At 73.3% G+C, this 26,992-nt stretch carries 24 protein-coding genes; 20 read left to right on the plus strand and 4 right to left on the minus strand.

Annotation, left to right across the window (positions count from 1 at the left end; all coding sequences use genetic code 11):
* The first annotated feature begins 171 nt into the window (after positions 1-171).
* From LQ326_RS30655 to LQ326_RS30670, 4 genes are all read left to right on the plus strand, one after another.
* A complete protein-coding gene (locus LQ326_RS30655) occupies positions 172-912 on the plus strand; it encodes an SDR family oxidoreductase (protein ID WP_234542296.1) in 741 nt (246 codons plus the stop codon).
* A 56-nt stretch (positions 913-968) separates the two neighbouring features.
* Entirely contained in the window at positions 969-1,868 is a 900-nt protein-coding gene (locus LQ326_RS30660) for an SDR family oxidoreductase (protein ID WP_234542297.1), read from the plus strand.
* A 69-nt stretch (positions 1,869-1,937) separates the two neighbouring features.
* Positions 1,938-2,273 carry a YybH family protein gene (locus LQ326_RS30665; RefSeq protein ID WP_234542298.1) on the plus strand — a complete coding sequence of 112 codons (336 nt, stop codon included), beginning with the start codon at positions 1,938-1,940 and terminating at the stop codon, positions 2,271-2,273.
* Between the two features lie 64 nt (positions 2,274-2,337).
* Positions 2,338-2,964, plus strand: coding sequence for a TetR/AcrR family transcriptional regulator (locus LQ326_RS30670; protein WP_234542299.1), 627 nt, complete (start codon positions 2,338-2,340; stop codon positions 2,962-2,964).
* 95 nt (positions 2,965-3,059) lie between these two features.
* Here LQ326_RS30670 and LQ326_RS30675 read toward each other — a convergent pair whose 3' ends face one another.
* Positions 3,060-3,956, minus strand: coding sequence for a helix-turn-helix transcriptional regulator (locus tag LQ326_RS30675; RefSeq protein WP_234542300.1), 897 nt, complete (start codon positions 3,954-3,956; stop codon positions 3,060-3,062).
* Between the two features lie 130 nt (positions 3,957-4,086).
* Here LQ326_RS30675 and LQ326_RS30680 point away from each other — a divergent pair, with 130 nt between their 5' ends.
* The 5 genes from LQ326_RS30680 (at position 4,087) to LQ326_RS30700 (ending at position 8,840) form a co-directional block, all read left to right on the plus strand.
* Positions 4,087-5,010 carry an SDR family NAD(P)-dependent oxidoreductase gene (locus tag LQ326_RS30680; RefSeq protein WP_234542301.1) on the plus strand — a complete coding sequence of 308 codons (924 nt, stop codon included), beginning with the start codon at positions 4,087-4,089 and terminating at the stop codon, positions 5,008-5,010.
* Between the two features lie 90 nt (positions 5,011-5,100).
* On the plus strand, positions 5,101-5,976 hold the full coding sequence (locus LQ326_RS30685; RefSeq protein WP_234542302.1) for an NAD(P)-dependent oxidoreductase: 876 nt from the start codon (positions 5,101-5,103) through the stop codon (positions 5,974-5,976).
* An 84-nt stretch (positions 5,977-6,060) separates the two neighbouring features.
* Positions 6,061-7,524 (plus strand): DUF2252 domain-containing protein, encoded by a 1,464-nt coding sequence (locus LQ326_RS30690; protein ID WP_234542303.1) that lies wholly within the window; start codon positions 6,061-6,063, stop codon positions 7,522-7,524.
* 124 nt (positions 7,525-7,648) lie between these two features.
* Positions 7,649-8,461, plus strand: coding sequence for a hypothetical protein (locus LQ326_RS30695; RefSeq protein WP_234542304.1), 813 nt, complete (start codon positions 7,649-7,651; stop codon positions 8,459-8,461).
* A gap of 49 nt (positions 8,462-8,510) precedes the next feature.
* Complete coding sequence (locus LQ326_RS30700; protein WP_234542371.1) at positions 8,511-8,840, plus strand: rhodanese-like domain-containing protein; 330 nt, start codon at positions 8,511-8,513, stop codon at positions 8,838-8,840.
* Positions 8,841-9,137: 297 nt separating this feature from the next.
* Here the strand turns inward: LQ326_RS30700 and LQ326_RS30705 are convergent, their stop codons facing one another.
* Positions 9,138-10,283 (minus strand): acyl-CoA dehydrogenase family protein, encoded by a 1,146-nt coding sequence (locus LQ326_RS30705; protein WP_234542305.1) that lies wholly within the window; start codon positions 10,281-10,283, stop codon positions 9,138-9,140.
* Positions 10,284-10,443: 160 nt separating this feature from the next.
* Between LQ326_RS30705 and pepN the strand changes: the two genes are divergently transcribed.
* The 4 genes from pepN to LQ326_RS30725 all read left to right on the plus strand — a co-directional run bounded on the left by pepN (position 10,444) and on the right by LQ326_RS30725 (position 16,030).
* Positions 10,444-12,879, plus strand: a complete 2,436-nt coding sequence (gene pepN, locus LQ326_RS30710; RefSeq protein ID WP_234542306.1) for an aminopeptidase N — start codon at positions 10,444-10,446, stop codon at positions 12,877-12,879.
* A gap of 390 nt (positions 12,880-13,269) precedes the next feature.
* Positions 13,270-14,091: a DUF5819 family protein gene (locus tag LQ326_RS30715; protein WP_234542307.1), complete on the plus strand. Its 822-nt coding sequence runs from the start codon at positions 13,270-13,272 to the stop codon at positions 14,089-14,091.
* A complete protein-coding gene (locus tag LQ326_RS30720) occupies positions 14,088-15,299 on the plus strand; it encodes an HTTM domain-containing protein (protein WP_234542308.1) in 1,212 nt (403 codons plus the stop codon). Before LQ326_RS30715 ends, LQ326_RS30720 begins: the two co-directional genes overlap by 4 nt.
* Positions 15,296-16,030: a TrmH family RNA methyltransferase gene (locus LQ326_RS30725; protein WP_234542309.1), complete on the plus strand. Its 735-nt coding sequence runs from the start codon at positions 15,296-15,298 to the stop codon at positions 16,028-16,030. Before LQ326_RS30720 ends, LQ326_RS30725 begins: the two co-directional genes overlap by 4 nt.
* 276 nt (positions 16,031-16,306) lie before the next feature.
* On the opposite strand, the gene paaN is transcribed toward LQ326_RS30725, so the two are convergent.
* Complete coding sequence (gene paaN / locus LQ326_RS30730; RefSeq protein WP_234542310.1) at positions 16,307-18,013, minus strand: phenylacetic acid degradation protein PaaN; 1,707 nt, start codon at positions 18,011-18,013, stop codon at positions 16,307-16,309.
* A 148-nt stretch (positions 18,014-18,161) separates the two neighbouring features.
* Between paaN and LQ326_RS30735 the strand changes: the two genes are divergently transcribed.
* Together LQ326_RS30735 and LQ326_RS30740 are read left to right on the plus strand one after the other, a co-directional pair.
* Positions 18,162-19,676 (plus strand): 3-hydroxyacyl-CoA dehydrogenase, encoded by a 1,515-nt coding sequence (locus LQ326_RS30735; protein ID WP_234542311.1) that lies wholly within the window; start codon positions 18,162-18,164, stop codon positions 19,674-19,676.
* Positions 19,673-20,260 carry a TetR/AcrR family transcriptional regulator gene (locus LQ326_RS30740; protein ID WP_234542312.1) on the plus strand — a complete coding sequence of 196 codons (588 nt, stop codon included), beginning with the start codon at positions 19,673-19,675 and terminating at the stop codon, positions 20,258-20,260. Before LQ326_RS30735 ends, LQ326_RS30740 begins: the two co-directional genes overlap by 4 nt.
* 1 nt (position 20,261) lies before the next feature.
* Here LQ326_RS30740 and LQ326_RS30745 read toward each other — a convergent pair whose 3' ends face one another.
* Positions 20,262-20,762: an Lrp/AsnC family transcriptional regulator gene (locus tag LQ326_RS30745; RefSeq protein WP_372496996.1), complete on the minus strand. Its 501-nt coding sequence runs from the start codon at positions 20,760-20,762 to the stop codon at positions 20,262-20,264.
* Positions 20,763-20,935: 173 nt separating this feature from the next.
* On the opposite strand from LQ326_RS30745, the gene pdhA reads away from it, so the two are divergent.
* The 5 genes from pdhA (at position 20,936) to LQ326_RS30770 (ending at position 26,975) form a co-directional block, all read left to right on the plus strand.
* A complete protein-coding gene (gene pdhA / locus LQ326_RS30750; protein ID WP_234542313.1) occupies positions 20,936-22,081 on the plus strand; it encodes a pyruvate dehydrogenase (acetyl-transferring) E1 component subunit alpha in 1,146 nt (381 codons plus the stop codon).
* Positions 22,078-23,082, plus strand: coding sequence for an alpha-ketoacid dehydrogenase subunit beta (locus LQ326_RS30755; protein ID WP_234542314.1), 1,005 nt, complete (start codon positions 22,078-22,080; stop codon positions 23,080-23,082). Before pdhA ends, LQ326_RS30755 begins: the two co-directional genes overlap by 4 nt.
* Positions 23,082-24,422, plus strand: a complete 1,341-nt coding sequence (locus LQ326_RS30760; protein WP_234542315.1) for a dihydrolipoamide acetyltransferase family protein — start codon at positions 23,082-23,084, stop codon at positions 24,420-24,422. Before LQ326_RS30755 ends, LQ326_RS30760 begins: the two co-directional genes overlap by 1 nt.
* Before the next feature lie 196 nt (positions 24,423-24,618).
* Complete coding sequence (locus LQ326_RS30765; protein WP_234542316.1) at positions 24,619-25,608, plus strand: NTP transferase domain-containing protein; 990 nt, start codon at positions 24,619-24,621, stop codon at positions 25,606-25,608.
* Positions 25,605-26,975 (plus strand): molybdopterin molybdotransferase MoeA, encoded by a 1,371-nt coding sequence (locus tag LQ326_RS30770; protein ID WP_234542317.1) that lies wholly within the window; start codon positions 25,605-25,607, stop codon positions 26,973-26,975. Before LQ326_RS30765 ends, LQ326_RS30770 begins: the two co-directional genes overlap by 4 nt.
* The last annotated feature ends 17 nt before the right edge of the window (positions 26,976-26,992 follow it).

The raw sequence follows: 26,992 nt of genomic DNA on the forward strand, positions 1-26,992 counted from the left end.
TGCGGGTCTGCCGGCGGCGCGGTGTGCCGACCGGGCCGCCGTACTCCAGGGCCTGCCCGGGGCCGGTCTCGCGCCCGCTCGGAAAAATCTCGCCCACTCATATGGACGGCTCGTTCATTACTTGCTTATATGTATGAGTCGTTCATTTGATGGACCGGGAGGAGAACAACCATGAGTACCCCCATCACCCACCGCGTCGCGCTGGTCACCGGCGGCTCGGGCGGCATCGGACGTGCCGTGGCCGAGCGGCTCGCCCAGGACGGTCTCGCGGTCGCCGTGCAGTACGCGGGCAACAGGGCCAGGGCCGAGGAGACCGTGTCCGCGATCACCGCGGCCGGTGGCAGGGCCCTGGCAGTGGGCGGCGACGTCGCCGACGAGAGCGCGATGAGCGCGGCGTTCGACGCGGTCGAGGCGGCCTTCGGCGGCGTCGACGTGGTCGTGAACACCGCAGGCATCATGATCCTGGGCCCGATCGCGACGTTCGACCTCGCCGACCTGGACCGGATGCACCGCACGAACATCCGTGGCACTTTCGTCGTCTCCCAGCAGGCGGCGCGGAAGGTTCGCCCGGGTGGCGCGATCGTCAACTTCTCGACCTCGGTGGTCCGCACCCAGCTGCCGGCCTACGGCGCCTACGTCGCCAGCAAGGCCGCGGTCGAGGGCCTGACCCTCACCCTGGCCCGTGAGCTGCGCGGCCGGGACATCACCGTCAACGCCGTCGCCCCCGGCCCCACCGCCACACCGCTGTTCCTGGACGGCAAGGACGACGCCGCCATCGCGAACTTCGCCAAGGCGACCCCGCTCGAGCGGCTGGGCCGGCCCGAGGACATCGCCGAGGTCGTCTCCTTCCTCGCCGGCCCTGCGCGCTGGGTCAACGGACAGACCCTCTACGCCAACGGCGGCCTCGCCTGACAGTGCCGCCCCCGCGCCATCCCGCCTTGCCGCCCCTGCTGAAAGGAACCACGTCCATGTCCACCACCGGCAACGTCGTCGTCATCACCGGCGCCTCCAGCGGTTTCGGGGCGCTGACCGCCCGCGCGCTGGCCGACGCCGGCCACACGGTCTACGCCGGCATGCGCCGGACCACCGGCCGTAACGCGCCCCAGGTCCAGGCCGCCGCCGACTACGCCCACGAGCACGACGTCGACCTGCGCTCCATCGAGCTCGATGTGAATTCCCAGGACTCGGTCGACACCGCCATCGCGCGGATCGAGGCAGCGCACGGCCGGATCGACGTGCTGGTCCACAACGCCGGGCACATGGTGACGGGGCCGGCCGAGGCGTTCACCCCCGACCAGCTCGCCGAGCTCTACAACGTGAACGTGCTGTCCACCCAGCGCGTCAACCGCGCCGCACTGCCGGGCATGCGCAGGCGTGGCCGAGGACTGGTGGTCTGGGTCTCCAGCACCAGCGTCAAAGGCGGCACCCCGCCCTACCTCGCCCCCTATTTCGCCGCCAAGGCCGGCATGGACTCCCTCGCGGTGTCCTACGCCGGCGAACTCGCCCGCTGGGGCGTGGAGACCTCGATCATCGTTCCCGGCTCGTTCACCAGCGGCACCAACCACTTCGCCCACTCCGGCCGCCCCGATGACACCGCCGTCGAGGCCGAGTACGAGACCAGGTACGGCGGCCTGATGGACCAGGTGGCGGCCAAGCTCGCCGCTCTCGCCCCCGAGGGCGCGTCCGCGTCGCTGGTCTCCGACGAGATCGCCCGCGTCATCGCCCTGCCCGCCGGAGAGCGCCCCTTCCGCGTCCACATCGACCCCGCCGACGACGGATCCGAGGAGGTCTCCGAGGTCGCCGACCGCATCCGCCGTGAATTCCTCACCCGCGTCGACCTCGCCGACCTGCTCACCGTCCGGCGCTGACACCCCGGGCCCGGGACGGCCGAGGACGTCGGCCCTCCCGTCCCGGCCTCCACACCACCGAGGCAATCCATGACCGCCATCGAAACCCCGGCCGCCGTCCAGACGTTCATCGAGGCGACCAACCGCGGCGACGCCGAGGCATTCGCCGCCGCGTTCACTCACGACGCGTACCTCGACGACTGGGGCCGCCGTTACCACGGCCGCGACGGCGTGCGCGCCTGGGACCGCACCGACAACATCGGCGTCCAGGCGCACTTCGAGCTGGACGCGATCGAGCCCGGCCCGTCCCCGCACACCTACGTCGCGACCCTGACAGTGACCGGCAACGGTCACAACGGCACCGGCCCCATGACCTTCGGCCTGCGCGACGGGCTGATCGCGAGCCTGCGGATCACCCCGCCGTGACACCGGCCGCGGGGGAGACTGGCATCATTCCCGGCGCATTGCCGGCAACCGAGCAGGAGCACACGTGGCGAACAAGGCGAACGGCCCGGCCGCCAAGGAAGGCAACGCCCGCGGACGAGGGCGCCGCCCCGCGGACGAGGTCCGGGCAGACGTCCTGCGCACCGCCGGCGACCTGCTGCTCACCGAAGGCATCGCCGACCTCACCTTCGAACGCATCGCCAGGGCATCGGGCGTCAGCAAGACCACCCTGTACAAATGGTGGCCCTCCAAAGGAGCGCTGGCCCTGGACGGCTATTTCCACGCCGTTGAGCAGACGCTCGCCTTCCCCGACACCGGAGACATCCGCGCCGACCTGCTCACCCAACTCCGTTCCTTCGCCGACGTGATGACCCACACTCCGGGCGGCCGCGTGCTGACGGAGCTGATCGGCGAGTCACAGACCGACGAGGACCTGGCCACCGCATACCGGAAGCTGTACTCCTCGCACCGGCGCCGGCTGGCGGCGGAGCGCCTCCACAGGGCTCAGGAAGTCGGCCAGATCCGCACCGGCATCGACGTGCAGGTCCTCGTCGACCAGCTCTGGGGCGCGGTCTACCACCGACTGCTCATCCCCGACGAACCTGTCACCGACGACTTCGTCGTCGCGCTCGTGAACAACCTCCTGGACGGAGTCCGCCCGACCCCGGGGTAGGGCCGTCGGATTGCGGTGACCGCGGTCCGGCGCGCGAGGCGGGCGCCGGGGCCGCCTGCCGTGCAGGGGAGGCGTCCGGGATTCCGGGAGGAGGCCTACCGGGTCGTGGGATGTCCGGGGCCGCGGGGGTGGTCGGTCGCGGCGGGTGTACCGCCGGCCTGCTGGTCGGGGGCGTTCATGCTGGCGAGCAGGCGCAGGCGTTCTTCGGAGGCGCTGCCCGGCTGTGCGTGGTAGGTGATCAGGGTCTGTCCGCCGGTGCCCGGGAGCAGCAGCTTTTCGTAGTGCAGTTCCAGGGGGCCGACCTGCGGGTGCCGGAGCAGGCTGATGCCGGTGGTCTTCTGCTTGACGTCCTGCCGGGCCCAGAGGGTACGGAAGCGTTCGCTGCGCACGGAGAGTTCGCCGACGATCTCGACCAGGCGCGGGTCCTCGATGTCCGCGCCGACGACCGAGCGCAGGTAGGGGACGAGCCGGGCGGTCATGTCCTCCCAGTCCTGGTGGAGCTCCCGCATCTCCGGTTCCAGGAACGCGGCGAGTATGGAGTTGTGCCCCGGCGCGTTGAACGGTGAGAGGGCGATGGCGAGGCTGTTGGCGGCCAGGACGTCCAGGTACGTGCCGTGGACGTACGCCGGGGTCAGCGGCCAGGAGTCGATGAGCGTGCGGATGCCGTCGCCGACCTTCTCCGGCTTGCGGGGCCGTCGGCGGCGCGGGCTCCTGAGGGCGGCGATCTCCAGCAGGTAGGCCGTCGCCTCCTCGTCCAGCCGCAGCGCGCGGGCGATGCTGCGCAGGACCTGCTCCGAGGGGTTGCGGTCGCGGCCCTGTTCCAGGCGGTTGTAGTAGTCGGAACTGATCCCGGCGAGGAAGGCGACCTCCTCGCGGCGCAGGCCCGGGACGCGCCGGTTGCCCGTGTCCCGGGCGTCCTCGGGCCGGACCAGTTCCCGGCGGGCGCGCAGGTACCGGCCGAGTGCGTTCGCGTCTCCAGCGGCTGCTGCCATGGTGCCAGCGTACGGACGCTTCCTGGTTCCCGGGTGGCCCTGCCGGTCCCAGTCCCGACCCGTCCTGGTGCGTCCCCGGGTGCTCGGCGCAGCCTGGCAGCACAGACGAGCGACCGAAGGAATGCGTCATATGTCCAGCATCTTCACCACCCCGTTCAACCGTGCCAGCACCGCCTCGGAAGTGATCGAAGGGGTGGACCTGTCCGGCAGGCGGGCGATCGTGACGGGGGCCAACTCGGGCATCGGCGTCGAGACCGCCCGCGCTCTGGCGGCCCACGGCGCCGAGGTCACGCTCGCCGTACGCCGCCCGGAGGCGGGCGAGCAGGTCGCGGCCGGCCTGCGCGGGGCCACCGGGAACGACGCGGTCCACGTCGCCCGCCTGGACGTGGCCGACCTGGACTCGGTGCGGGCGTTCACCGCCGCCTGGCAGGGCCCGCTGCACATCCTGGTGAACAACGCCGGCATCATGATGCCGCCGGAGCTGGAGCGGGGCACCGGCGGGCACGAGCAGCAGTTCGCCACCAACTACCTGGGGCACTTCGCCCTGGCCCTGGGGCTGCACCGCGCTCTCGCCGGTGGCGACGGGGCACGCCTGGTCTCGGTCTCCTCCACCGGCCATCTCTACTCGCCCGTGGTCTTCGACGACATCGACTTCCGCTTCCGTCCGTACGACGCGCTCGCCGCCTACGGCCAGTCCAAGACCGCCGGGGTCCTGCTCGCCGTCGAGGCGCAGCGGCGCTGGTCCGGGGACGGAATCACGGCCAACGCGCTGCACCCGGGTGCCATCGCCACCAACCTCCAGCGGCACATCGGGGGCCTGCGGACTCCCGAGCCCTACCGCAAGACGGTAGAGCAGGGTGCCGCGACCACCGTGTTCCTCGCCGCTTCCCCGCTGGCCGAAGGGGTCGGCGGGCGTTACTTCGAGGACGTCAACGAGGCGCCGCTCGTCCACGCCCGGCCCACCGAACCGGGCGTCCCCGGCGTGGCCCCGTACGCGCTGGACCCGGAGAACGCCGAGCGCCTGTGGGAGCTGGCGAGCGACGTCCTCCGCTGAACGGCGAAAGGCCCCGGCCGGCCGTTTCGGCGCAGGGCGCCGGTCTTCCGTTCCCCATCCGAGGCATCAGGTTCAACGAAGGAACATGCAATGACGACGATCAGCAGGGTCGGTTTCATCGGCCTCGGTGACCAGGGCGGGCCCATGGCGGAGGCCGTCGGCGAGCGCGGCTTCGAGCTGCACGTGTGGGCGCGGCGCCCGGCATCGCTCGCGGCGGTGGAGGGGGTCCCGCACACCGTGCACGGCGGCGTGGCGGAACTGGCGGCGTCCGCCGGGCTGATCGGGCTGTGCCTGCGCGACGACGCGGACCTCTGGGATGTGCTGGACGGCCAGGGGCTGCTGGCCGCCGTCGCCCCCGGGACGATCATCGTCAACCATGGCACCGGCGACCCGGCCGAGGCGGTCCGGCTCGGCGATCACGTGGCCCGGGCCGGAGGTGTCTACCTCGACGCACCCGTCAGTGGCGGCAGCCCCGGCGCCCGTGCCCGCACCCTCACCACCTTCGCCGGGGGATCCGAGGACGCGTTCCAGGCGGCCCGTCCCGTGTTCGACGCTTTCAGCGACACCGTCACGCTGATGGGACCGGTCGGCGCGGGCCAGTTCGCCAAGCTGTTCAACAACGCGCTGACCATCACCAACATGAAGAACGCCGAGGACGTCCTCGGTCTGGCCGCGCGGGCCGGCCTGGACCTCACCGCGCTGATCGACGTGATCAACGCCAGCAGCGGCGGAAGTGCCGCGCTGCGCTCCCTCGGCAGGGACATCACCCCGGAACTGGCCGAGCACGTGCACCCGCTCATGGAGAAGGACATGCGCCACTTCGCCGACGCGGTGCGCGCCGGCGGCGCGGGCGACCCCTCCGAGGTGCTCCGGCGCGGTCTGGCCGGCGCTGCGGGCCTGGCCGGTACCGCCCGCATGGTCGCCCGGGCCCGGCAGGCCGCGGCGCGCGCGGGAGATGCCGTGTGACCTGCACGCTCCCCCCGGCCGCCCCGGAGTTGTCCACAGGGTCTGACGGGCTTCGGCCCCCACCTGTACCGTCTCCACGAGTTGATGTTGGTGCGCGTGCGTGCGCGGAGTACGGGGGAGGCGGTCGACGTGACCGGACCGGAAGAGCTGACGGCGCAGGGCGGGCGCAAGCTGCCCACGCCCAGGGGCTTTGCGCGGTGGCCCTCGAAGGGCTCCCCCAAGGAGGAGGGCAAGGCGCTGCGTTCGGCGGTACCGCGCCGCAGCCACGCCGCCCTGGACCTGGACGGCTCCCGCCCCGACGCGGTCCGCGCGGTCGAGGAGTCCAACCGGGACCGCATCCCCGAGCTGGTCCCGATAAGGGTCGGCAGGATGGCGGCCGGCCCCTTCGCGTTCCTGCGCGGCTCGGCCGGCCTGATGGCGCACGACCTGGCCCGCACCCCGATGACCAGGATCGCCACCCAGATCTGCGGCGACGCCCACGCGGCCAACTTCGGCCTGTACGGCGACCCGAAGGGCGACCTCGTCATCGACCTGAACGACTTCGACGAGACGGTGCTCGGCCCCTGGGAGTGGGACCTCAAGCGGCTCGCCGCCTCCCTGGTGCTGGCCGGCCGGGAGGCGGGCGCCGACGAGGACACCTGCCGCAAGGCCGCGGGCGACGCGGCCGGCGCCTACCGCCACACCATGCGCCTGCTGGCCAGACTCCCGGTGCTGGACGCGTGGAACGCGATCGCCGACGAGGAACTGGTCTCCCATTCCGACGCCCACGACATGCTCGGCACCTTGCGCCGGGTCTCGGAGAAGGCCCGCGCCAACACCAGCGGCCGGTTCGCGGCCCGCTCCACCGAGCCCACCGAGGACGGCGGCCGCCGCTTCGTCGACGCCCTCCCGGTGCTGCGCCGGGTCCCGGACGCGGAGGCGGAGGCGGTCGCCGCGGCCCTGGAGCACTACGTCACCACGCTCTCCGAGGACCGCCACCCGCTGCTCGCCCGGCACGCCCCGCACGACGTCGCCTTCCGGATCGTCGGCACCGGCAGTGTCGGCACCCGGTCCTACGTGGTCCTCCTCCTCGACCACCGCGGCGAGCCGCTGATCCTCCAGGTCAAGGAGGCCCGCCCGTCCGCGCTCGTCCCCCATCTCGCCACGGCCGGTTTCGAGACGCCGGCCGTCGACCACGAGGGCCGCCGGGTGGTCCTCGGGCAGAAGCGGATGCAGGTGGTCAGCGACATCCTGCTCGGCTGGACCACGGTGGACGGCCGTCCCTTCCAGGTCCGCCAGTTCCGCAACCGCAAGGGCAGCGTCGACCCGGCCGCCCTCGCCCCCGACCAGATCGACGACTACGGCAGGATGACCGGCGCCCTGCTGGCCCGCGCCCACTCGCACAGCGCCGACCCGCGCCTGATCGCCGGCTACTGCGGCAAGAACGAGGAACTGGACGAGGCGATCGCCGCGTTCGCGGTGGCCTACGCCGACCGCACGGAGGCGGACCACGCGGAACTGGCGGCCGCGGTGCGGGCGGGCCGGATAGCGGCGGAGCTCGGGGTGTGACCCGCGTTACCTCCGGGCTCCGGCTTCGGGCTCGGGCTTCGGGCTTCGAGCTTCGGGCTCCGGCTTCGGGCTCGCCGAGTGGGTCCCGGCCACCGTCGGCGGCGACAGGCCCTAGGCTGGTCGGGTGACGACCCCGGAAGCTGAGCAGTCCCAGGCACCGCGGCCCGAGGAACGGCTGGAGCGGGCCGTGCGGGCCGCCGAGCAGGCGTTGATCGAGTACGAGATCGCGGTCGAGACCTTCCGCGTCGAGGTGGAGAATTTCTCCCGCCTGCACGAACAGAAGCTCGGCCCCCTCTATCTGCGCATCGAGGAACTCGACGCGCGGATCGCCGAGGCCAAGGCCGCCCGCACCGGCGACCCCGAGGACATCCGCGCCGCCGAGGAGGCCCGGGCCCGGGTCCTGCCCATCCCCGGCGTCGAGGAGCTGATGCACGGCTGGATGGACGGCGACGGCCTGTTCCCGGAGGCCGTCGCGATGCTCACCGAGCAGGAGGTCCGGCCTCCGCAGCGGGTCCGCCCCAGCGAGGAGGCCCGCCGGCTCTACCGCGAGCTGGCCCGCAAGGCCCACCCCGACCTGGTGCAGGACGAGGCCGAGCAGGAGCGGCGCGAGGAGTTCCTCAGCCGGGTCAACGCGGCCTACGCCCGCGGCGACGAGGCGCTGCTGCGGGAGCTGGCCGAGGAGTGGGCGGCCGGCCCGGTCCCCCCGGAGCGCAGGCCGAGCCGCGCCGAGGAGCTCTACGCCCGCCTCGAATGGCTCTCCGAGCGCAAGGAACTGCTCGCCCTGGTCGCCAAGGAACTGGAGAACGGCCCCATCGCCGGCCTCCTCCGGCTGGCCCCGGACGACCCCGACGGCCTCCTCGACGAGATCGCCGAGCGGCTCCAGCAGGACGTCACCGAACGCGAGGCGCAACTGGCGGCCCTGCTGACCCAGGAGTAGCGCTCCGCCCCCGTCGGGTAGCGTCGGGGACATGAACTTCGCAGCGCGTGTGCCCACGGTCGGGGTCGAGGACCTCAAGGACGGCGATTTCGTGCTGGACGTCCGCGAGGACGACGAGTGGCAGGCGGGCCACGCCGCCGGCGCCCTGCACATCCCGATGAGCGAGCTCGTGGCCCGCTACGGCGAGCTCACCGAGGCGGCCCCCCAGGACGCCCGCGTCCACGTCATCTGCCGCTCCGGCGGCCGCTCGGCCCAGGTCACGATGTACCTGGCCCAACAGGGCGTCGACGCGGTGAACGTGGACGGCGGCATGCAGGTATGGCAGGCAGCGGGCCGCGAGGTCGTCACTGACGGGGGAGAACCGGGCTTCGTCGTCTGAGGGGAACCTGACAGCGCCGGCGCTGAAACGCCCCCTTCGGGGGCGCGGGGAACTGCGCGGCCGGCCCCCACCGGGCCGCGGGTTCCGCATCACCGAGCGCACCCCGCTTTTCCTGCTTTCCTTGTCCTTTCCGCTAGTGCTGCGACCGGAAAGGTTCACCGGCTCGCGACGCCCGGCACGGCACCTCGCCGCGTTGTCGCATCACCCGAGTACATCCAGTACGCGGGCGATGCTCCGCCTTGCGATGCACCGCACCGGACGCCGCGAGCTTTCCGGCAAACCTTCCCGGCCACAGCACTAGCCCAACGGGTGCGCGGCCAGCAGATCCCCCAACTCCTCCTCATACGCCCCGGCTCCCCCGAGCGCCAGCTCGATCTGCTTGGCCCAAGCGTGGTACCGGTGCAGCACGTACTCGGTGTCGGCCCCGAACCCCCCGTGCAGATGCTGGGCGGTCTGCACCACCCGCCGCACCCCCTCGGCCGCCCACACCTTCGCCACCGCCACATCCCCGGCCGCCGGCAGTGCCCCGGCCGCCCCCGACGCGATCCGCCACGCCGCCTGCCACAGCGTCGCCTCCATGGCCCGCAGGTCGATGTACCGGTCGGCGGCCTGCACGGCGACCGCCTGGAACGTGGCGATCGGATACCCGAACTGCTCCCGCTTCCCCGCGTACTCGCTGGTCAAGCGCAGCACCCGCTCACCCAGCCCGAGCGCCAGCGCGCACGTCCCGGTCACCAGCAGTTCCCGCAGCCACTCCCAGGCCTCCTCCGCCACCACCACGTCCCGCCCGGCGACCCGCGCCGACTCCAGCCGCAGCTCCCCGAACCGTTCCCCACTGGTCGACACCTGTTCGGTGACCGCGAGCCCGGCCGTGGCCCCCTCGCCTCCCGGCGCCACCAGCGCCAGCACGCTCCGGTCCGCCTCCGTGCGCGCCGGTACGACGACGAGATCGGCGTCGTACACCCACGGCACCGCCGTCTGCATCCCGTCCAGCACCCAGCCGTCACCGTCCCGCCGCGCGGTCACCGCCAGCTCCGCCGGGTCGTGCCCGGTGCGCCCGCTCGCGGCGACGGTCAGCACCAGCTCGCCTCGCCCCGCCCGCGCCGCCAGCCGGTCCCGCAACTGCGCCGCCCCATACCTCTGTACGGCCGCGAGCGCCGCGCTGTGCTCCAGCAACGGCACCCTGGCCAGTACCTTCGCCGACTCCCGCAGCACCAGGCACAGCGCGATGGCGTCCAGCCCGGCCCCGCCGTACTCCTCGCCCAGCAGCAGGCTCAGCAGATCCGCGCCCGCCAGCCTGTCCCACAGTTCCCGGTCGAAGCCCTCGGCCACGGCACCGGTGGTCAGCGCCGGGCTCGGCACCCCGTCCGGCGCCACCCCCGCGAACACCCCGCGCGCCGCCTCGGCCGCCGCCAACTGCTCCTCGGTGAAGGTGAAGTCCACGGTCCTGTCCTCCCGGCGGTCCCGCTGATCTGACGGTCCGTCAAGATAGAACAGGTTCTAGAAGAAGGGAACCTGAAAACCGCTGCGATCACCAGCTCCTCCCGTCATAGGCTGACGGCCGCTGTCCGCCAATGGGGGACGGACACACAAGGGAGGACACATGGGGATCCGCAGCCTGACCCGTACCGAGGCCGAACGCCGGGCCGCACTGATCACGGTCGAGCGGTACGACGTCGACATCGACCTCACGGCCCTGCCCGCCGGGCCGGAGATCCGCTGCGTCTCCACGGTGACCTTCACCTGTTCCGAACCGGGCGCCGAGACGTTCGTCGACTGCGCGGCCGAGGTCCGCGCGGCCACCCTGAACGGCACCCCCCTCACCCCCTCCGGTGACGGCCGGATCCCGCTGCCCGGCCTGGCCGCGCACAACGTGCTGCGCGTCGAGAGCGTCCAGGCCGACACGGCCACCGGCGAGGGCGTGCACAAGGCCACCGACCCCGCCGACGGCGAGGTCTACGTCTGGACGAGCTTCGAACCCGACGAGGCCCGCTTCGTCTGGGCCTGCTTCGACCAGCCCGACCTCAAGGCCCCACACGCCTTCACGGTCACGGCCCCGGCCGCCTGGACCGTCCTCAGCAACTCCGGTGACCCGCGGATCGAGGAGCAGGGCGCCGCCCGCCGCTGGAGCTTCCCGGACACCCCGCCGCTGTCCGTGTACAACACCGTCGTCAACGCCGGCCCCTTCCACGGGATCCGCCGCGAGGCCGACGGCCACGACCTCGGCATCTACGCCCGCCGCTCGCTCGCCGAGGTCCTCGAACGCGACGCCGACGAGATCTTCACCCTCACCCGCCAGGGCCTCGCCTTCTACGCCGAGGCCTTCGCGATGCCGTTCCCGCAGCGCAAGTACGACCAGGTCTTCATGCCCGAGTTCGGCGGCGCGATGGAGAACTACGGCTGTGTGACCTGGTCGGACGGCTTCCTGCGGCGGGCCACGCCGACGCCCGCCGAGCGCGAGCTGCTCGCGGTGGTGCTGCTGCACGAGATGGCGCACATGTGGTTCGGCAACATCGTCACCATGCGCTGGTGGGACGACCTCTGGCTGAACGAGGCCTTCGCCGAGTTCGCCTGCCACTGGGCCGCCGAGGGCGCCACCCGCTACACCGACGCGTGGGCCGGCCACCTCCTCGGCGGCAAGGTCAGGGCGTACCTCTCCGACCAGGGCCCCGTCTCGCACCCGATCCACCAGCCCATCCACGACGTCGCCCAGGCCGCGTCGATCTTCGACAACATCACCTACCCCAAGGGCGCCTCCGTCCTCCTGCAGCTGATGACCTACGTCGGCGAGGACCGCTTCCGCACCGGCATGGCCGCCTACTTCGCCCGCCACGCCTGGGGCACCACCACCCTCCAGGACCTGATCGACGCCCTCGCCGAGGCCAGCGGCCGCGACCTCGCGGCCTGGCGCAAGGCCTGGCTGGAGACCGCCGGCACCGACCGCTTCACCCTGCAGCACGACGGCGACGCGGTCACCCTGGTCGCCGACGGCGACCCGCGCCCCCAGGTTCTGGCGGTCGGCGCGTACGACCGCGCCGACGACGGCCTGCGACGCACCGCGCTGGTCCGCGTGGAGGTGACCGAGGGCCGTACCCCCGTCACCGGTCTTCCCGCCACGTCCGACCTCCTCCTGATCAACGACGACGACCTCACCTTCGCCACCACCCGCCCGGACCCCGCCACCCGGGACACCCTCTTCCGCGCGGCGGCCCAACTGCCCACGGCCATCTCCCGGGGCGCGGCCGCCGCCACCGTCTGGGACATGCTCACGGCCGGCGAGGCCACGGCCGCCGAGGCCGGACGCTGCCTCACCGCGGTCCTCGCGGCCGAGACCTCCGACGCCGTGATCGAGCCCTACCTCACGCTCGTCATCAACATCGCCGAACTCTGGGCGCCCGCCGCGGAACGCCCCGCCCTGGCACAGGCCGTGGCCGCGACCTGCCGATGGCTCGCCGCCGATCCGGGCCGCCGCCAGGTCGCCCTGCGCGGCCTCGCCCGCACCGCGTCCGGCGCCGAGGACCTGGCCTGGCTCCGCGAGCAGGCCGGCGACGACGTCGACCTGCACTGGCGCGCCCTCGTCCGCGAAGCCGAACTCGGCGGCGACATCACCGCCCGGTCCGCCGCCCTGCTCGAACGCGACCCCGACCCCGACGCCTGGGTGCGCGCCCTCACGGTCCGCGCCGCCCTGCCCGACCCGGCCGCGAAGGACGAGGTCTGGCAGCGGCTGGCCGTGGACCGCGAGGTGCCCGTCCACGCGGTCGCCCCGGTGGCGGCCGCCTTCTGGCGCCCCGGCCAGGACGCCCCGCTCGCCCCCTACGCCGAGCGCTACCTGGCCGCCGTCCCCCAGCTGCACCAGGGCGGCATGATCCCGGCGATGACCTACGCCTCCCGCCTCTTCCCGCCGTACGCCGTCGATGCCGCGTACATCGAGAAAGCCCGGCGGACGGCCCGGGAAGCGGCCCCCGTGGTCCGCAACACCCTCCTGGAACGCGCGGACGCCGTCCGCCGCATGCTGCACGCCCGGAGCGCGACCGCCTGACCCGGACGCCGTCCCGGCGTCTCGTGGTCTCCCCCTCCCGTCCGATCGTTCGGTTCCGGCCATTCCCATGGTGGCCGGGCCCGCCCGAGCGATCAACCCCTGTGGAAAAAGCCGGCCGCGACCTGTGGAAAACTCGCGGGAGAGCGACCGGGGCCGGGCCCGGGTGCCTTATGACCTGGGGTGATCTCGGGCCCAGGGCCCCGATGCCCCGCTCCGGAGGGGCCGCCGGCCCTCCCGGAGTGGCGATGACCACGCCGTCGGCCTCGCCCGCGGGGCTGCGCCCGGCGGCCGGTGCTGAGTACCGTTCCGTGCGAGTGCCGGGCAGCGGCACACCGGGCGGTCGCGGATCGGCCGCCCGGCCGGCGTGACGGGATCGGGGAACGGGGCGGCATGGACGACGCGTACGACGAGGGCGCGGACGCCCGGCACGGGCCGGACAGCCCGAGCGGGACGCGTCCGGAGCCGGAGTCCGCCCCACCGGCCCCGCCACCGGCTCCGGTCCCCCCGGTCTCTGCGGTCTCTGCGGTCTCTGCGGTCTCTCCGGCAGGGGCACCCGCCCTCCCTCGCACCGGCGTCGCCGCCCTCTCGCCCCGCTACCAGGTGGGCGCGGCCCTCGCCCTCGCCCTGGTCGCCGTCGCCGCCTGCGTGCACCTGGGGATGGTGTTCCTGAGCGTGGCGCCGGCGAACACGGTGACCAAGCAGCACGGCAAGGCGATCGAGGAGTGGGTGTACCCGGAGTTCGAACAGAACTGGAAGCTCTTCGCCCCGAACCCGCTGCAGCAGAACATCGCCGTGCAGGTGCGCGCCGACGTGCTCATGCCGGGCGGCACCACGACCACGACCGGCTGGAACGATCTGTCCGCACAGGACGGCAGGGCCATAGACGGCAGCCTGCTGCCCAGCCACACCGTGCAGAACGAGCTGCGCCGGGCCCTGGACTTCTTCACGACCACGCACGGCACCGACAACCGCCCGATCGGCCTGCGCGGCTCCCTGTCCGAGCAGTACCTGCGCCGGATCGTCGTGATGCGCATGTACGCGGGGGACGCCACGAGCCAGAAGGGCACCATCGAGCGGGTCCAGGTGCGCTCCAGCACCACGAACGTGCCGCCACCGGACTGGAGCGGTGAGAAGGTCTCCGACATGCCCGTCTACCGGGTGCTGCCCTGGTGGACGGTCACGGCGGACGAGGCGAACGGCGGTGTGCGGTGAACCGTCTCGCGCTGTGCCTGTCCCGTGCCATCGCCCAGGTCACCGGGGCGGCCCTCGGCCCGTACCAGACGGCCGTCGTCCGCATCGGCTTCGCCGGCACCTGGCTGCTGTTCCTGCTGCGCGAGTACCCGCACCGCCAGGAGCTGTACGGCCCCGACGCCCCGTGGAGCTTCGGCCTCGCCCAGCAGCTGACCGCCGACAACCACGCCTTCACGGCGCTGCTGTCCTCCCACGGCCAGGCGTTCTTCGAGATCTGCTACTTCCTCGCCGTGCTCGCCGGCGCCCTGCTCGTGCTGGGCTGGCGCACCCGCGCCACGTCCCTGCTGTTCATGATCGGGGTGCTGTCCCTGCAGAACCGCAGCGTCTTCGTGGGCGACGGCGGCGACAACGTGCTGCACCTGATGTCCATCTACCTGGTGTTCACGCGCTGCGGCCAGGTGTGGTCCCTGGACGCGCGCCGGGCGGCCCGCACGAGTGCCGCACGCGCGCGTGGCGAGCGAGTGGCCCCCGACCGGGCGGGCCCCGCCCTGTGGGCGGCATCGGGTCTCGTCCTGCTGGTGGCGGCCCTCACCGGCCGCACCGGCGGCGGCTGGCTGGTCCCGGCCCTGATGTGGGCGACCTGGGCGGGCGCCGCCCTGTGGTGGGCGGCCGGCCGTTGGGCACGCACGCCCGAGCCCCGGATCCTGCTCGATGTCATCGCCAACATCCTGCACAACGGCGCCCTGTTCGTGATCATGGCCGAGGCCTGCCTGATCTACGCCACCGCCGGCTGGTACAAGATCCAGGGCTCCCGCTGGCAGGACGGCACCGCCGTCTACTACCCGCTCCACCTGGACTACTTCTCGCCCTGGCCGGCCCTCGCCGACCTGATGTCCGCCAACGGGACGCTGGTGATGCTGGTGACCTACGGGACGGTCATCGTGCAGGTCGCCTTCCCGTTCACGCTGTTCAACCGGCGGGTGAAGAACGTGCTGCTGGCCGCGATGATGACCGAGCACGCGGTGATCGCGGTCGTCCTCGGTCTGCCCTTCTTCTCGCTGGCGATGATCGCGGCGGACTCCGTCTTCCTCCCGACGTCCTTCCTGCACCGGCTCGGCGGCTGGGCGGCACGCGCGCGTGAGCGCGTGTTCCGCCGGAGCGGTCCCGAGCTGCCGGTGCAGCGCTTGCCCGAGGCCGACGAGCAGCCACGCGTAGGCTTCGGGGCATGACCGACCCCCTGGACCACTGGGCGCGGCTGGCCGGCTCCGCCGTCCTCCTCGACGGCTTCCACGCCCTCAAGCACGCGCTGCGCTTCGGCGCACAGGTGCCGGTGGCGGTCACGGCGGACCGGGCGGCGGCGCTGACCCTGGCGCGGGAGCTGGCCCCGGACGTGGCCGAGGCGCTGGCCGCGCTGCTGACGGAGGTGCCGTCGCGGACGTACGCGTCCCTCGTCCCGCGCCCGCACCCCACGGCCGTGGCCGCCCTGGCCGTACGGCCGTCCCGCGAGGCCGGCCTGCGTGAGCTGGCCCGGCTCCCGCGCACCGCCCCGATCGTGGTCCTCGACGAGCCGCGCAACCTGGGCAACGCGGGCGCGGTGATCCGCCTGGCGGCCGGCTTCGGGGCGACGGGAGTCATCACGACCGGGACCCTCGACCCCTGGCATCCGACGGTCGTCCGCGGCGGCGCGGGCCTCCACTTCGCCACGGCCGTGGAGCGGATGACCGTGGCGGAGCTGCCGCGGGGCCCGCTGTACGCCCTGGATCCGGAGGGCGAGGACATCAGGGGGACGAAGCTCCCCGACGACGCGATCCTCGCGTTCGGCTCGGAGCGGACCGGGTTGTCGGGCGAGCTGCGCACACGTGCCGACCATCTCCTACGGCTGCCGATGCGCCCGCAGGTGAGCAGCTACAACCTGGCGACGAGCGTGGCGATGACCTTGTACCACTGGAGTGCCCTGTAAGGGGGCCGGGCCGAGACGCCCCCGTCAGGGGCGCGGGGCTGTATCGCATGTGCGGCTGCCGCCGCGCGGGCGCGACCAGCCCCGACGGCGCCGCACCGACCCCACAACCGTCAGCCGCGACGGCGGCACCGCCCGGCTCGGCACCGCCGGCCAACGCCGTCGTGGCCGAGCGCCGTTGCGGCGGCCAAGGGGATGGCGGCGACCGGCGCATCGGTGACAGCCAGGCCAGGAACCGCTGCCTGCCACGGACATCGGCCGGTCGCGCGCTCCGCGCGCCTACGCCTCCCTGCGCACCTCGATCACCCGGAACCGGTTCGCCACGAACGCCCCGTCGCACAGCGCGGCGTTGGCCGCCGGGTTGCCGCCCGAGCCGTGGAAGTCGGAGAAGGCGGCCGTCTGGTTGACGTACACCCCGCCCACGAGGTTCAGCGACAGCTGGGCCGCCTCCTCCAGGCAGACCTCCTCCACGGCCCGCTCCACCTCCGCGTCGACCGTGTACGCCCCGACCGTCATCGCGCCCTTCTCACGGACCGTCCGCCGCAGCAGCTCCACCGCGTCGGCGGCGGAGTCGACGGCGACGGCGAAGGACACCGGGCCGAAGCACTCGCTCATGTAGGCGGCCTCGTCGTCCGCCCCCTCCCAGTATTTCCGTGCCCCGTCCAGCTTCACGATCACCGGCGTCCGCACGACCGCGCCCGGGAACTCCGGGTTGGCGACCTCGCGGGAGGCGAGGGCGACCTCGCCGAGCTCCGCGGCGGCCTCCAGGCGGGCCTTGACGTCGGGGTTGACGATCGCGCCGAGCAGCGCGTTCGCCCGGGCGTCGTCGCCGAGCAGGCCGTCGACGGCGCGGGCGATGTCGGCGACCACCTCGTCGTACGTCTTGGGGCCCGCGTCGGTTCGGATGCCGTCGCGGGGAATCAGCAGGTTCTGCGGGGTCGTGCACATCTGGCCGCTGTAGAGGGAGAGCGAGAAGGCGAGGTTGGAGAGCATCCCCTGGTAGTTGTCGGTCGACTCGACCAGGACCGTGTTGACGCCGGCCTTCTCCGTGTAGACCTGCGCCTGCCGGGCGTTGGCCTCCAGCCAGTCGCCGAAGGCGGTCGAGCCGGTGTAGTCGATGATCCGGATCTCCGGGCGGGTCGCGAGCGTCTTGGCGATGCCCTCGCCGGGGCGCTCGGTCGTCAGCGCCACCAGGTTCGGGTCGAAGCCGGCCTCGGTGAGGACCTGGCGGGCGACCTGCACGGTGAGGGCGAGCGGCAGCACCGCGCGCGGGTGCGGCTTCACCAGGACCGCGTTGCCGGTGGCGAGGGAGGCGAACAGGCCCGGGTAGCCGTTCCAGGTCGGGAACGTGTTGCAGCCGATGACCAGCGCGATGCCGCGCGGGACCGGCTTGAAGGTCTTCGTCAGCGCGAGCGGGTCGCGCTTGCCCTGCGGCTTGGTCCACTCGGCGGTGTCGGGGGTGCGGACCTGCTCCGCGTAGGCGTAGGCCACCGCCTCCAGACCGCGGTCCTGGGCGTGCGGGCCGCCCGCCTGGAACGCCATCATGAAGGCCTGGCCGCTGGTGTGCATGACCGCGTGCGCGAACTCGTGCGTCCGGTCGCTGATCCGCTTGAGGATCTCAAGGCACACCAGCGCCCGCGCCTCGGCGCCCGCGTCGCGCCAGGCGGGCTGCCCGGCCCGCATCGCGGGCAGCAGTGTGTCGACGTCCGCGTGCGGGTAGGTCACGCCCAGCTCGATGCCGTACGGGGAGACCTCGCCGCCGGTCCAGTCGTCGGTGCCGGGCTGGCCGAGGTCGACGCGGGTGCCGAGGAGGGCGTCGAAGGCGGCCTTGCCGGCCGCCGCGTCCAGGCTGCCGTGTTCCCCGTACGCCTTGGGGTGCTCAGGGTGGGGGGACCAGTACGCGCGCGTGCGGATCGCCTCCAGCGCCTGGTCAAGCGTGGAGCGGTGCTTGGCGATCAGATCGTGCGCGGTGAGTTCGGCGGTCATGCGGGACCAACTCCTCGTCTGATGAGCTCCCCTCGAAGCTCATGACCTGGGCGGAAACGGCCGGACAGGGTTAGAGTAACCGAACGATCGGTCGGGACAAGGGGGCCTGCCGCATCTGTGGAAAACCCCGTGCGGGAGGATCGCGCACATGACAGCACTCGACCTCAGCAGCACCGTGGGAGTCGTCGGCACCGGCACCATGGGCCAGGGCATCGCCCAGGTCGCACTCGTCGCGGGCCATCCCGTACGGCTGTACGACACCGTCCCCGGGCGGGCCGTGGAGGCGGCCGCCGCGATCGGCGCCCGCCTCGACCGGCTCGTCGAGAAGGACCGGATGACGGCCGCCGCCCGGGACGCCGCCCGCGCGCGGCTGCTGCCCGCCGGCGATCTCACGGAGTTCGCCGACTGCTCGCTGGTCGTGGAGGCCGTCCTGGAGCGGCTGGAGGCCAAGCAGGAGCTGTTCCGGGCCCTGGAGGACATCGTCGGCGAGGACTGTCTGCTCGCCACCAACACCTCCTCCCTGTCGGTGACGGCCATCGGCGGCGCCCTGCGCGGCGCCTCCCGCCTGGTCGGCCTGCATTTCTTCAACCCGGCCCCGCTGCTGCCGCTGGTGGAGGTCGTCTCCGGGTTCGCCACCGACGTCACGTCGGCCACGTGCGCGTACGAGACCGCACGCTCCTGGGGCAAGACCCCGGTCGCCTGCGCGGACACCCCCGGCTTCATCGTCAACCGCATCGCCCGGCCCTTCTACGCCGAGGCGTTCGCCGTCTACGAGGCGCAGGCCGCGGACGCGGCCACCATCGACGCGGTGCTGCGCGAGAGCGGCGGCTTCCGGATGGGCGCCTTCGAACTGACCGACCTGATCGGCCAGGACGTCAACGAGTCCGTCACGCACTCCGTGTGGCAGGCCTTCTTCCAGGACGTCCGCTTCACGCCTTCCCTGGCCCAGCGCCGGCTGGTCGAGTCCGGCAGGCTCGGCCGCAAGACCGGGCACGGCTGGTACGACTACGCCGACGGCGCCGAGGCCGCCGAGCCGCACACCGCCGAGCCCGCCGACCGGCCCGCCTACGTCGTCGCCGAGGGCGGCCTGGGCCCCGCGGCCGAGCTGCTCGCGATGATCCGCGAGGCCGGCATCCAGGTCCGCGAGGAGGACGAGGACCACGGCACCCGGCTGGTCCTGCCGAGCGGCGGCCAGCTCGCCCTCGCCGACGGCCAGACCTCGGTGGAGTTCCGGGACGTCGTCTACTTCGACCTCGCCCTCGACTACCGCCGCGCCACCCGGATCGCCCTGTCCGCCGGACACGACACCCTGCCCAGGACCCTCAGCGAGGCCATCGGCCTCTTCCAGGCGCTCGGCAAGCAGGTCAGCGTCATCGGCGACGTCCCCGGAATGATCGTCGCCCGTACGGTCGCCCGGATCGTGGACCTCGCGCACGACGCCGTCGCCAAGGGCGTCGCCACCGAGGAGGACATCGACACCGCGATGCGCCTGGGCGTCAACTACCCGCTCGGCCCCTTCGAGTGGAGCCGTCGCCTCGGCCGTGACTTCGCCTACGACCTCCTCGACGACCTGCACCTGCGCGATCCGAGCGGCCGCTACGCGCCGTCCCTCGCGCTCTACCGCCACGCCTACGCCACCGAGAAGCGGGAGGGCGCGTCATGACGACCGCCAAGCGTGACACCTACACCCCCGAGACCCTGCTCTCGGTGGCCGTCCGGGTCTTCAACGAGCGCGGCTACGACGGCACCTCCATGGAGCACCTCTCCAAGGCCGCCGGCATCTCCAAGTCCTCGATCTACCACCACGTCTCCGGCAAGGAGGAGTTGCTGCGCCGCGCGGTCAGCCGGGCCCTGGACGGCCTGTTCGCGATCCTCGACGAGGAGCACGCGCGCGTGGGCCCCGCCGCCGACCGCCTGGAGCACGTCGTACGGCGCATGGTCGAGGTGCTGATCACCGAACTGCCGTACGTGACGCTGCTGCTGCGGGTGCGCGGCAACACCGGCACCGAGCGGTGGGCGCTGGAGCGGCGCCGTGACTTCGACCACCGGGTGGCCGACCTGCTCAAGGCGGCCGCCGCCGAGGGGGACATACGCGGTGACGTGGAGGTGCGCCTCGCGACCCGGCTGGTCTTCGGCATGGTCAACTCCATAGTGGAGTGGTACCGCCCGGACGGGCGCGGCGCGAGCGCGCCCGAGGTCGCGGACGCGGTCGCCCGGCTTGCCTTCTCGGGCCTGCGCGCCCACTGACTCAGCCCTGCGGCTCCAGGTCCTCCTCCTCGAACACCAGCGACGTGCGGGTGCTGAGCACCTCGGGGATGGCCTGGAGCCGGGTCAGCACCAGCTCGCGCAGCGCCCGGTTGTCGGGGGTGTGCACCAGAAGCAGCACGTCGAAGTCCCCGCCCACCAGGGCGATGTGGGAGGCGCCGGGCAGCTGACGCAACTGCTCGCGGACCGTGCGCCAGCTGTTCTGGACGATCTTCAGCGTGATGTAGGCCGAGGTGCCCTGGCCGGCCCGCTCATGGTCCACGCGGGCGCCGAAACCGCGGATCACCCCGTCCTCGACGAGCCGGTTGATACGCGCGTAGGCGTTGGCGCGCGAGACGTGGACGCGTTCGGCGACCGACCGTATCGACGCCCGGCCGTCCGCCTGGAGGATCTGCAGGATGTCCTGATCGATGGCGTCCAGCGGGCGCGCGGGCGGCAGTGCGGCGTGATCCCGCGGGCCCTCGGCCATTTGTTCAGGTGCCATGTCCCCCCGCCTCTCTACCATGGACGTACTGCGTTCATTCCAGGTTGTGGAGAACCGTTTGTCCACAGCCTGAAGCCGCCTGTAGCCAAAATGTGCCGACGACCGAACAATCGGTAGGTGAGACGGGTCACAGGTCCCGTCTCCCGTAGCCACCCCCACAAGGAGGTGCCGTCATGACGGTCATGGAGCAGCGCGGCGCGTATCGCCCGGCGCCGCCGCCCGCCTGGCAGCCCCGGACGGACCCCGCGCCGCTGCTGCCCGACGAGCGCCCGTACCGCGTCCTCGGGACGGAGGCGGCCGCCAAGGCCGATCCGGAGCTGCTGCGCCGGCTGTACGCCCAGCTCGTGCGCGGCCGCAGGTACAACGCCCAGGCCACCGCCCTCACCAAACAGGGCCGCCTCGCCGTCTACCCCTCCAGCACCGGCCAGGAGGCCTGCGAGGTGGCCGCCGCGCTCGCCCTCGAGGAGCGCGACTGGCTCTTCCCCAGCTACCGGGACACCCTCGCGGTGATCGCCCGTGGCGTGGACCCCGTCGAGGCGCTCACCCTGCTGCGCGGCGACTGGCACACCGGCTACGACCCCTACGCCCACCGCGTGGCCCCCCTCTCCACCCCCCTCGCCACCCAGCTCCCGCACGCCGTCGGCCTCGCCCACGCGGCCCGCCTCAAGGGCGACGACGTGGTCGCCCTTGCCATGGTCGGCGACGGCGGCACCAGCGAGGGCGACTTCCACGAGGCCCTGAACTTCGCCGCCGTCTGGCAGGCCCCGGTCGTCTTCCTGGTCCAGAACAACGGCTTCGCCATCTCCGTCCCGCTCGCCAAGCAGACCGCCGCCCCCTCCCTGGCCCACAAGGCCGTCGGATACGGCGTGCCGGGCCGCCTGGTCGACGGCAACGACGCGGCCGCCGTGCACGAGGTCCTCACCGACGCCGTACGGCACGCGCGCGAAGGCGGCGGCCCGACCCTGGTCGAGGCGGTGACCTACCGGATCGACGCCCACACCAACGCCGACGACGCCACCCGCTACCGCGGTGACACCGAGATCGACGCCTGGCGCGACCACGACCCGGTCCTGCTCCTCGAGCGCGAGCTGACCGACCGCGGACTCCTCGACGAGGACACCGTCCGACGTGCCCGCGAGGACGCCGAGACCATGGCCGCCGACCTGCGCGCACGCATGAACCGCGACCCCGAACTCGACCCCATGCACCTGTTCGACCAGGTGTACGCCGAGACCACCTCGCAACTGCGCGAACAGCGCGCCCTGCTCCGTGCCGAGCTGGCGGCCGAGCGGCAGGACCAGGAGGGCGGAGCGCGATGACGACCGTCGCCGTCAAGCCCGCCACCATGGCCCAGGCCCTCACGCGCGCGCTGCGCGACGCCATGGCCGCCGACCCCGCCGTGCACGTCATGGGCGAGGACGTCGGCACCCTCGGCGGGGTCTTCCGGGTCACCGACGGCCTCGCCAAGGAGTTCGGCGAGACCCGCTGCACCGACACCCCGCTCGCCGAGGCCGGCATCCTCGGCACCGCCGTCGGCATGGCCATGTACGGACTGCGCCCGGTCGTGGAGATGCAGTTCGACGCGTTCGCCTACCCCGCGTTCGAGCAGCTCATCAGCCACGTCTCCCGGATGCGCAACCGCACCCGCGGCCGGATGCCCCTCCCGATCACCGTCCGTGTCCCCTACGGCGGCGGCATCGGCGGCGTCGAGCACCACAGCGACTCCTCCGAGGCCTACTACATGGCCACCCCCGGCCTCCACGTCGTCACCCCCGCGACCGTCGCCGACGCCTACGGCCTGCTGCGCCGGGCCATCGCCTCCGACGACCCGGTCGTCTTCCTCGAACCCAAGCGCCTGTACTGGTCCAAGGACACCTGGAACCCCGAGCAGCCGACGGACGTTGAACCCATCGGCCGCGCGGTGGTGCGCCGAACCGGGCGCAGCGCCACGCTCATCACCTACGGTCCGTCCGTACCGGTCTGCCTCGAAGCCGCCGAGGCCGCCCAGGCGGAGGGCTGGGACCTGGAAGTCGTCGACCTGCGCTCCCTGGTGCCGTTCGACGACGACACGGTCTGCGCGTCGGTACGGCGCACCGGGCGCGCGGTCGTCGTACACGAGTCGGGCGGGTTCGGCGGCCCGGGCGGGGAGATCGCGGCACGCGTGACCGAGCGCTGCTTCCATCATCTGGAGGCGCCGGTGCTGCGCGTGGCCGGGTTCGACATTCCCTACCCGCCGCCGATGCTGGAGCGCCACCACCTGCCCGGCGTCGACCGCATCCTGGACGCGGTGGCGCGTCTGCAATGGGAGGCCGAGGGCTGATGGCACAGGTGCTGGAGTTCAAACTGCCCGACCTCGGGGAGGGGCTGACCGAGGCGGTGATCGTCACCTGGCTGGTCCAGGTCGGCGAGGTCGTCGCGATCGACCAGCCGGTCGTCGAGGTCGAGACGGCGAAGGCGATGGTCGAGGTCCCCTGCCCCTACGGCGGTGTGGTCACCGCCCGCTTCGGCGAGGAGGGCACCGAACTGCCCGTCGGCGCCCCGCTCCTGACGGTCGCCGTCGGCGAGGCAGCCACGGTCCCCGAGGCGGAGGGCTCCGGCAACGTCCTGGTGGGATACGGCACGGGGGCGCCTCCGGCGCGCCGCCGCCGGATCCGCAACGCCGCCCCGGAGCGGGCGGGCGGCACGGCCGGCCCGGTCACTGCCCCGGAACCGGTGCCGCAGGCCGCCGTCACGGCGACGGCGCCCCACGCGCACGTGCCCGCACCCGCCACCACGCTCACCGACGGCCCCGTCCCGGTGATCTCCCCCCTGGTCCGCCGCCTCGCCCGGGACAACAACCTGGACCTGCGCGGGCTGTCCGGCTCGGGCCCCGACGGCCTGATCCTGCGGGCCGACGTCGAGGACGCCCTGCGGGTCAGCGCGGCCCGCGCCGCCACCCTCAGGACCCCGCCCGCCGCCTCGACCGCTCCCGCCGGCACCCGCACGCCACTCAAGGGCATCCGGGGCGCGGTCGCCGACAAGCTCTCCCGCAGCCGCCGGGAGATCCCCGACGCGACGTGCTGGGTGGACGCCGACGCGACCGAACTGATGCGCGCGCGCACCGTGATGAACGCGGCGCCGGGCCCGAGGATCTCCCTCCTCGCGCTCCTCGCCCGGATCTGCACCGCCGCCCTGGCCCGCCACCCCGAGCTGAACTCCTACGTCGACGTCGAGGCCCGCGAGATCGTCCGACTCGACCACGTCCACCTCGGCTTCGCCGCCCAGACCGACCGCGGCCTGGTCGTCCCCGTCGTCAAGGACGCCCACACCCGCGACGCCGAGTCCCTGACGGCCGAGTTCGCCCGCCTGACCGAGGCGGCCCACGCCGGCAGCCTCACCCCCGCCGAACTCACCGGCGGCACCTTCACCCTGAACAACTACGGCGTCTTCGGCGTCGACGGCTCCACCCCGATCATCAACCACCCCGAGGCGGCGATGCTGGGCGTGGGCCGCATCACTCCCAAGCCCTGGGTCCACGAGGGCGAGTTGGCGGTCCGCCAGGTGGTGCAACTGTCACTCACCTTCGACCACCGGGTCTGCGACGGCGGCACGGCGGGCGGATTCCTCCGCTACGTGGCCGACTGCGTGGAACAGCCATCGGTACTTCTCAGGACACTCTGACCGCAGCGCGCCCCTTCAGGCGCGCGGGGCTGTGTCAATGTGCGGCTCCGCCGCGGGGGCGCGGCAAGCCACGATGCACCCGTACTCGCCCGTGTGCCCACGGCCTCGTCCCCTTGGGCGCACATCCGCAACCACACCCCGCAGATCCCACGCCCCGTCGGTTCCCCGTGATCAGAACGCCCCCCATACTCGAAAGGTGACCGCCACCGACCCACCCCCCTACGACGCGATCGTGCTGGCCGGCGGCGCCGCCCGGCGCCTCGGCGGGGCCGACAAGCCCGCCGTCCGGGTAGGCGGCCGCCCCCTGCTGGACCGCGTCCTCGCGGCCTGCGCCGGCGCACGGCGGACCGTCGTCGTGGCGGCCCCCCGCCCCACCTCCCGCCCGGTCCGCTGGACCCGCGAGGACCCTCCGGGCGGCGGCCCGGTCGCCGCCCTCCACGCCGGCCTGCGCCACACCACCGCCGCCCGCGCGGTCGTCCTCTCCGCAGACCTGCCGTTCCTCGAAGAGGCCACCGTGGAACGTCTGTTGTCGGCCCTGCACGCGGCCGGCACGGACGGCGCGCTGCTCACCGACGCCGACGGCCGGGACCAGCCCCTCGTCGCGGCCTACCGCACCACCGCACTCCGGCACGCCCTCGCGGCCCTCGCCGGGGGCAACAGCGACGACAACAGCGACAACAGCCACGACAGCGGCAACAGCCACGACAGCGACGACAACGGCAGCGGCCTCACCGGCCTCCCCCTGCGGCGTCTCACCGCCGCACTGAACCTCACCCGCGTCCCGGACCCCCTCGCGTCCTTCGACTGCGACACCTGGGACGACATCGCCGACGCCAGGGCACGGATCAGGGAGCATGGGCACGTGTTGGATGAATGGATCTCCGCAGTCAAGGACGAACTGGGCATCGACCTGGACGTCGACACCCGCGTCCTGCTCGACCTGGCCCGGGACGCCGCGCACGGCGTGGCCCGCCCCGCCGCCCCGCTGACCACCTTCCTCGTCGGCTACGCCGCCGCACAGGCCAGGGGCGGCCCCGAGGCGGTCGCCGAGGCGGCCCACAAGGCGGCCGCGCTGGCCCTGCGCTGGGCGGAGGAGGCGAACCCTTCCCCCGGGGCCGCCGCCGACGGGCCGGGCCCCGACAGACCGGGCCCCGGCACCACCCCCGCCCCCGGGCCCGGCCGGTGACCGCCCCCGGCACCCGGGCAGGCACACCCGCCCGCGCGGACACCGACGACGATCTCGACGTCGAGGAGGCGCTCGCCCTCGTGAGAGAGCCCAGGGAGCCCAGGCAGGACGCGACTCCCACCCCCGGCGCCGAGCACGCCCACGGCGGACCATCGGCGCACCGCCACCGCGCCACCCCCTGGCCGCAGGCCCGCGAGACCGCCGCCCGCGCCGCCCGGTCCGGCGGCCGCCGTGCCCCCGTCTCCGTAACCCTGGCCGACGCCCTCGGCCTGGCCCTCGCCGCCCCGCTGGCCGCCCTCACCGACCTGCCCCCCTTCGACACCTCCGCCATGGACGGCTGGGCGGTCGCCGGACCCGGCCCCTGGGACGTGCGCGAGGAGGGCGCGCTGGCCGGGCACGCGCAGCCCGAGCCGCTCACCGACGGCGAGGCGGTCCGTATCGCCACCGGCGCCCGCGTCCCGGCGGACACCACCGCGGTGCTGCGCAGCGAGCACGGCCGTCTCGACGGCCAGGGCCGGCTGCACCCCACCCGCGAGGTGGTGCACGGCCAGGACATCCGCCCGCGCGGCCAGGAATGCCGCAGCGGCGACCAGTTGCTGCCCGTCGGCACCCTCGCCACCCCGGCCGTTCTCGGCCTCGCCGCGGCCGCCGGCTACGACACCGTCACCGCCGTCCCCCGCCCCCGAGCCGAAGTCCTGGTCCTCGGCGACGAGTTGCTCACCGAAGGCCTCCCGCACGACGGGCTCGTCCGGGACGCGCTCGGCCCGATGCTGCCGCCCTGGCTGCGCGCGCTCGGCGCCGAGGTCACCGCCGTACGACGGCTCGGCGACGACGCCAAGGCCCTTCGGAAGGCGATCACCTCCTCGACGGCCGACCTCGTCGTCACCACGGGCGGCACCGCCTCCGGCCCGGTCGACCACGTCCACCCGACCCTGGAGCGCATCGGCGCCCAACTCCTCGTCGACGGCGTCAAGGTGCGCCCCGGCCACCCCATGCTGCTGGCCCGCACCAAGGAGAACCAGCACCTCGTCGGCCTCCCCGGCAACCCCCTTGCCGCCGTCTCCGGCCTGCTCACCCTCGCCGAACCCCTGCTGCGCACCCTCGCCGCCCGCCCGGCCCCCGAGCCGTACGCGCTGCCGCTGGCGGAAGCGGCGCACGGCCACCCGTACGACACCCGGCTCATCCCGGTCGTCCTGCGGGGGGACGCCGCGACGCCGCTCCACTACAACGGCCCGGCCATGCTCCGCGGCATCGCCGCCGCCGACGCGCTCGCGGTCGTACCACCGGGCGGAGCACAGCAGGGTGCGGAGACGGAGCTCCTCGACCTGCCGTGGGCGGCCGCGGGCATCGAGGTGTTTTTCACCTGACGGCTCCCGGCCGCGGG

The organism is Streptomyces shenzhenensis, from assembly GCF_021462265.1.
Classification (GTDB): Bacteria; Actinomycetota; Actinomycetes; order Streptomycetales; family Streptomycetaceae; genus Streptomyces; species Streptomyces shenzhenensis.

Bases quoted from the DNA above. Each gene is read 5' to 3' on its own strand.
- LQ326_RS30655 (WP_234542296.1), top strand. From the start codon at position 172: ATGAGTACCCCCATCACCCACCGCGTCGCGCTGGTCACCGGCGGCTCG.
- LQ326_RS30660 (WP_234542297.1), top strand. From the start codon at position 969: ATGTCCACCACCGGCAACGTCGTCGTCATCACCGGCGCCTCCAGCGGT.
- LQ326_RS30665 (WP_234542298.1), top strand. From the start codon at position 1,938: ATGACCGCCATCGAAACCCCGGCCGCCGTCCAGACGTTCATCGAGGCG.
- LQ326_RS30675 (WP_234542300.1), bottom strand. From the start codon at position 3,956: ATGGCAGCAGCCGCTGGAGACGCGAACGCACTCGGCCGGTACCTGCGC.
- LQ326_RS30680 (WP_234542301.1), top strand. From the start codon at position 4,087: ATGTCCAGCATCTTCACCACCCCGTTCAACCGTGCCAGCACCGCCTCG.
- LQ326_RS30685 (WP_234542302.1), top strand. From the start codon at position 5,101: ATGACGACGATCAGCAGGGTCGGTTTCATCGGCCTCGGTGACCAGGGC.
- LQ326_RS30690 (WP_234542303.1), top strand. From the start codon at position 6,061: ATGTTGGTGCGCGTGCGTGCGCGGAGTACGGGGGAGGCGGTCGACGTG.
- pepN (WP_234542306.1), top strand. From the start codon at position 10,444: ATGGGGATCCGCAGCCTGACCCGTACCGAGGCCGAACGCCGGGCCGCA.
- LQ326_RS30715 (WP_234542307.1), top strand. From the start codon at position 13,270: ATGGACGACGCGTACGACGAGGGCGCGGACGCCCGGCACGGGCCGGAC.
- LQ326_RS30725 (WP_234542309.1), top strand. From the start codon at position 15,296: ATGACCGACCCCCTGGACCACTGGGCGCGGCTGGCCGGCTCCGCCGTC.
- paaN (WP_234542310.1), bottom strand. From the start codon at position 18,013: ATGACCGCCGAACTCACCGCGCACGATCTGATCGCCAAGCACCGCTCC.
- LQ326_RS30735 (WP_234542311.1), top strand. From the start codon at position 18,162: ATGACAGCACTCGACCTCAGCAGCACCGTGGGAGTCGTCGGCACCGGC.
- LQ326_RS30740 (WP_234542312.1), top strand. From the start codon at position 19,673: ATGACGACCGCCAAGCGTGACACCTACACCCCCGAGACCCTGCTCTCG.
- LQ326_RS30745 (WP_372496996.1), bottom strand. From the start codon at position 20,762: ATGGCACCTGAACAAATGGCCGAGGGCCCGCGGGATCACGCCGCACTG.
- pdhA (WP_234542313.1), top strand. From the start codon at position 20,936: ATGACGGTCATGGAGCAGCGCGGCGCGTATCGCCCGGCGCCGCCGCCC.
- LQ326_RS30755 (WP_234542314.1), top strand. From the start codon at position 22,078: ATGACGACCGTCGCCGTCAAGCCCGCCACCATGGCCCAGGCCCTCACG.
- LQ326_RS30760 (WP_234542315.1), top strand. From the start codon at position 23,082: ATGGCACAGGTGCTGGAGTTCAAACTGCCCGACCTCGGGGAGGGGCTG.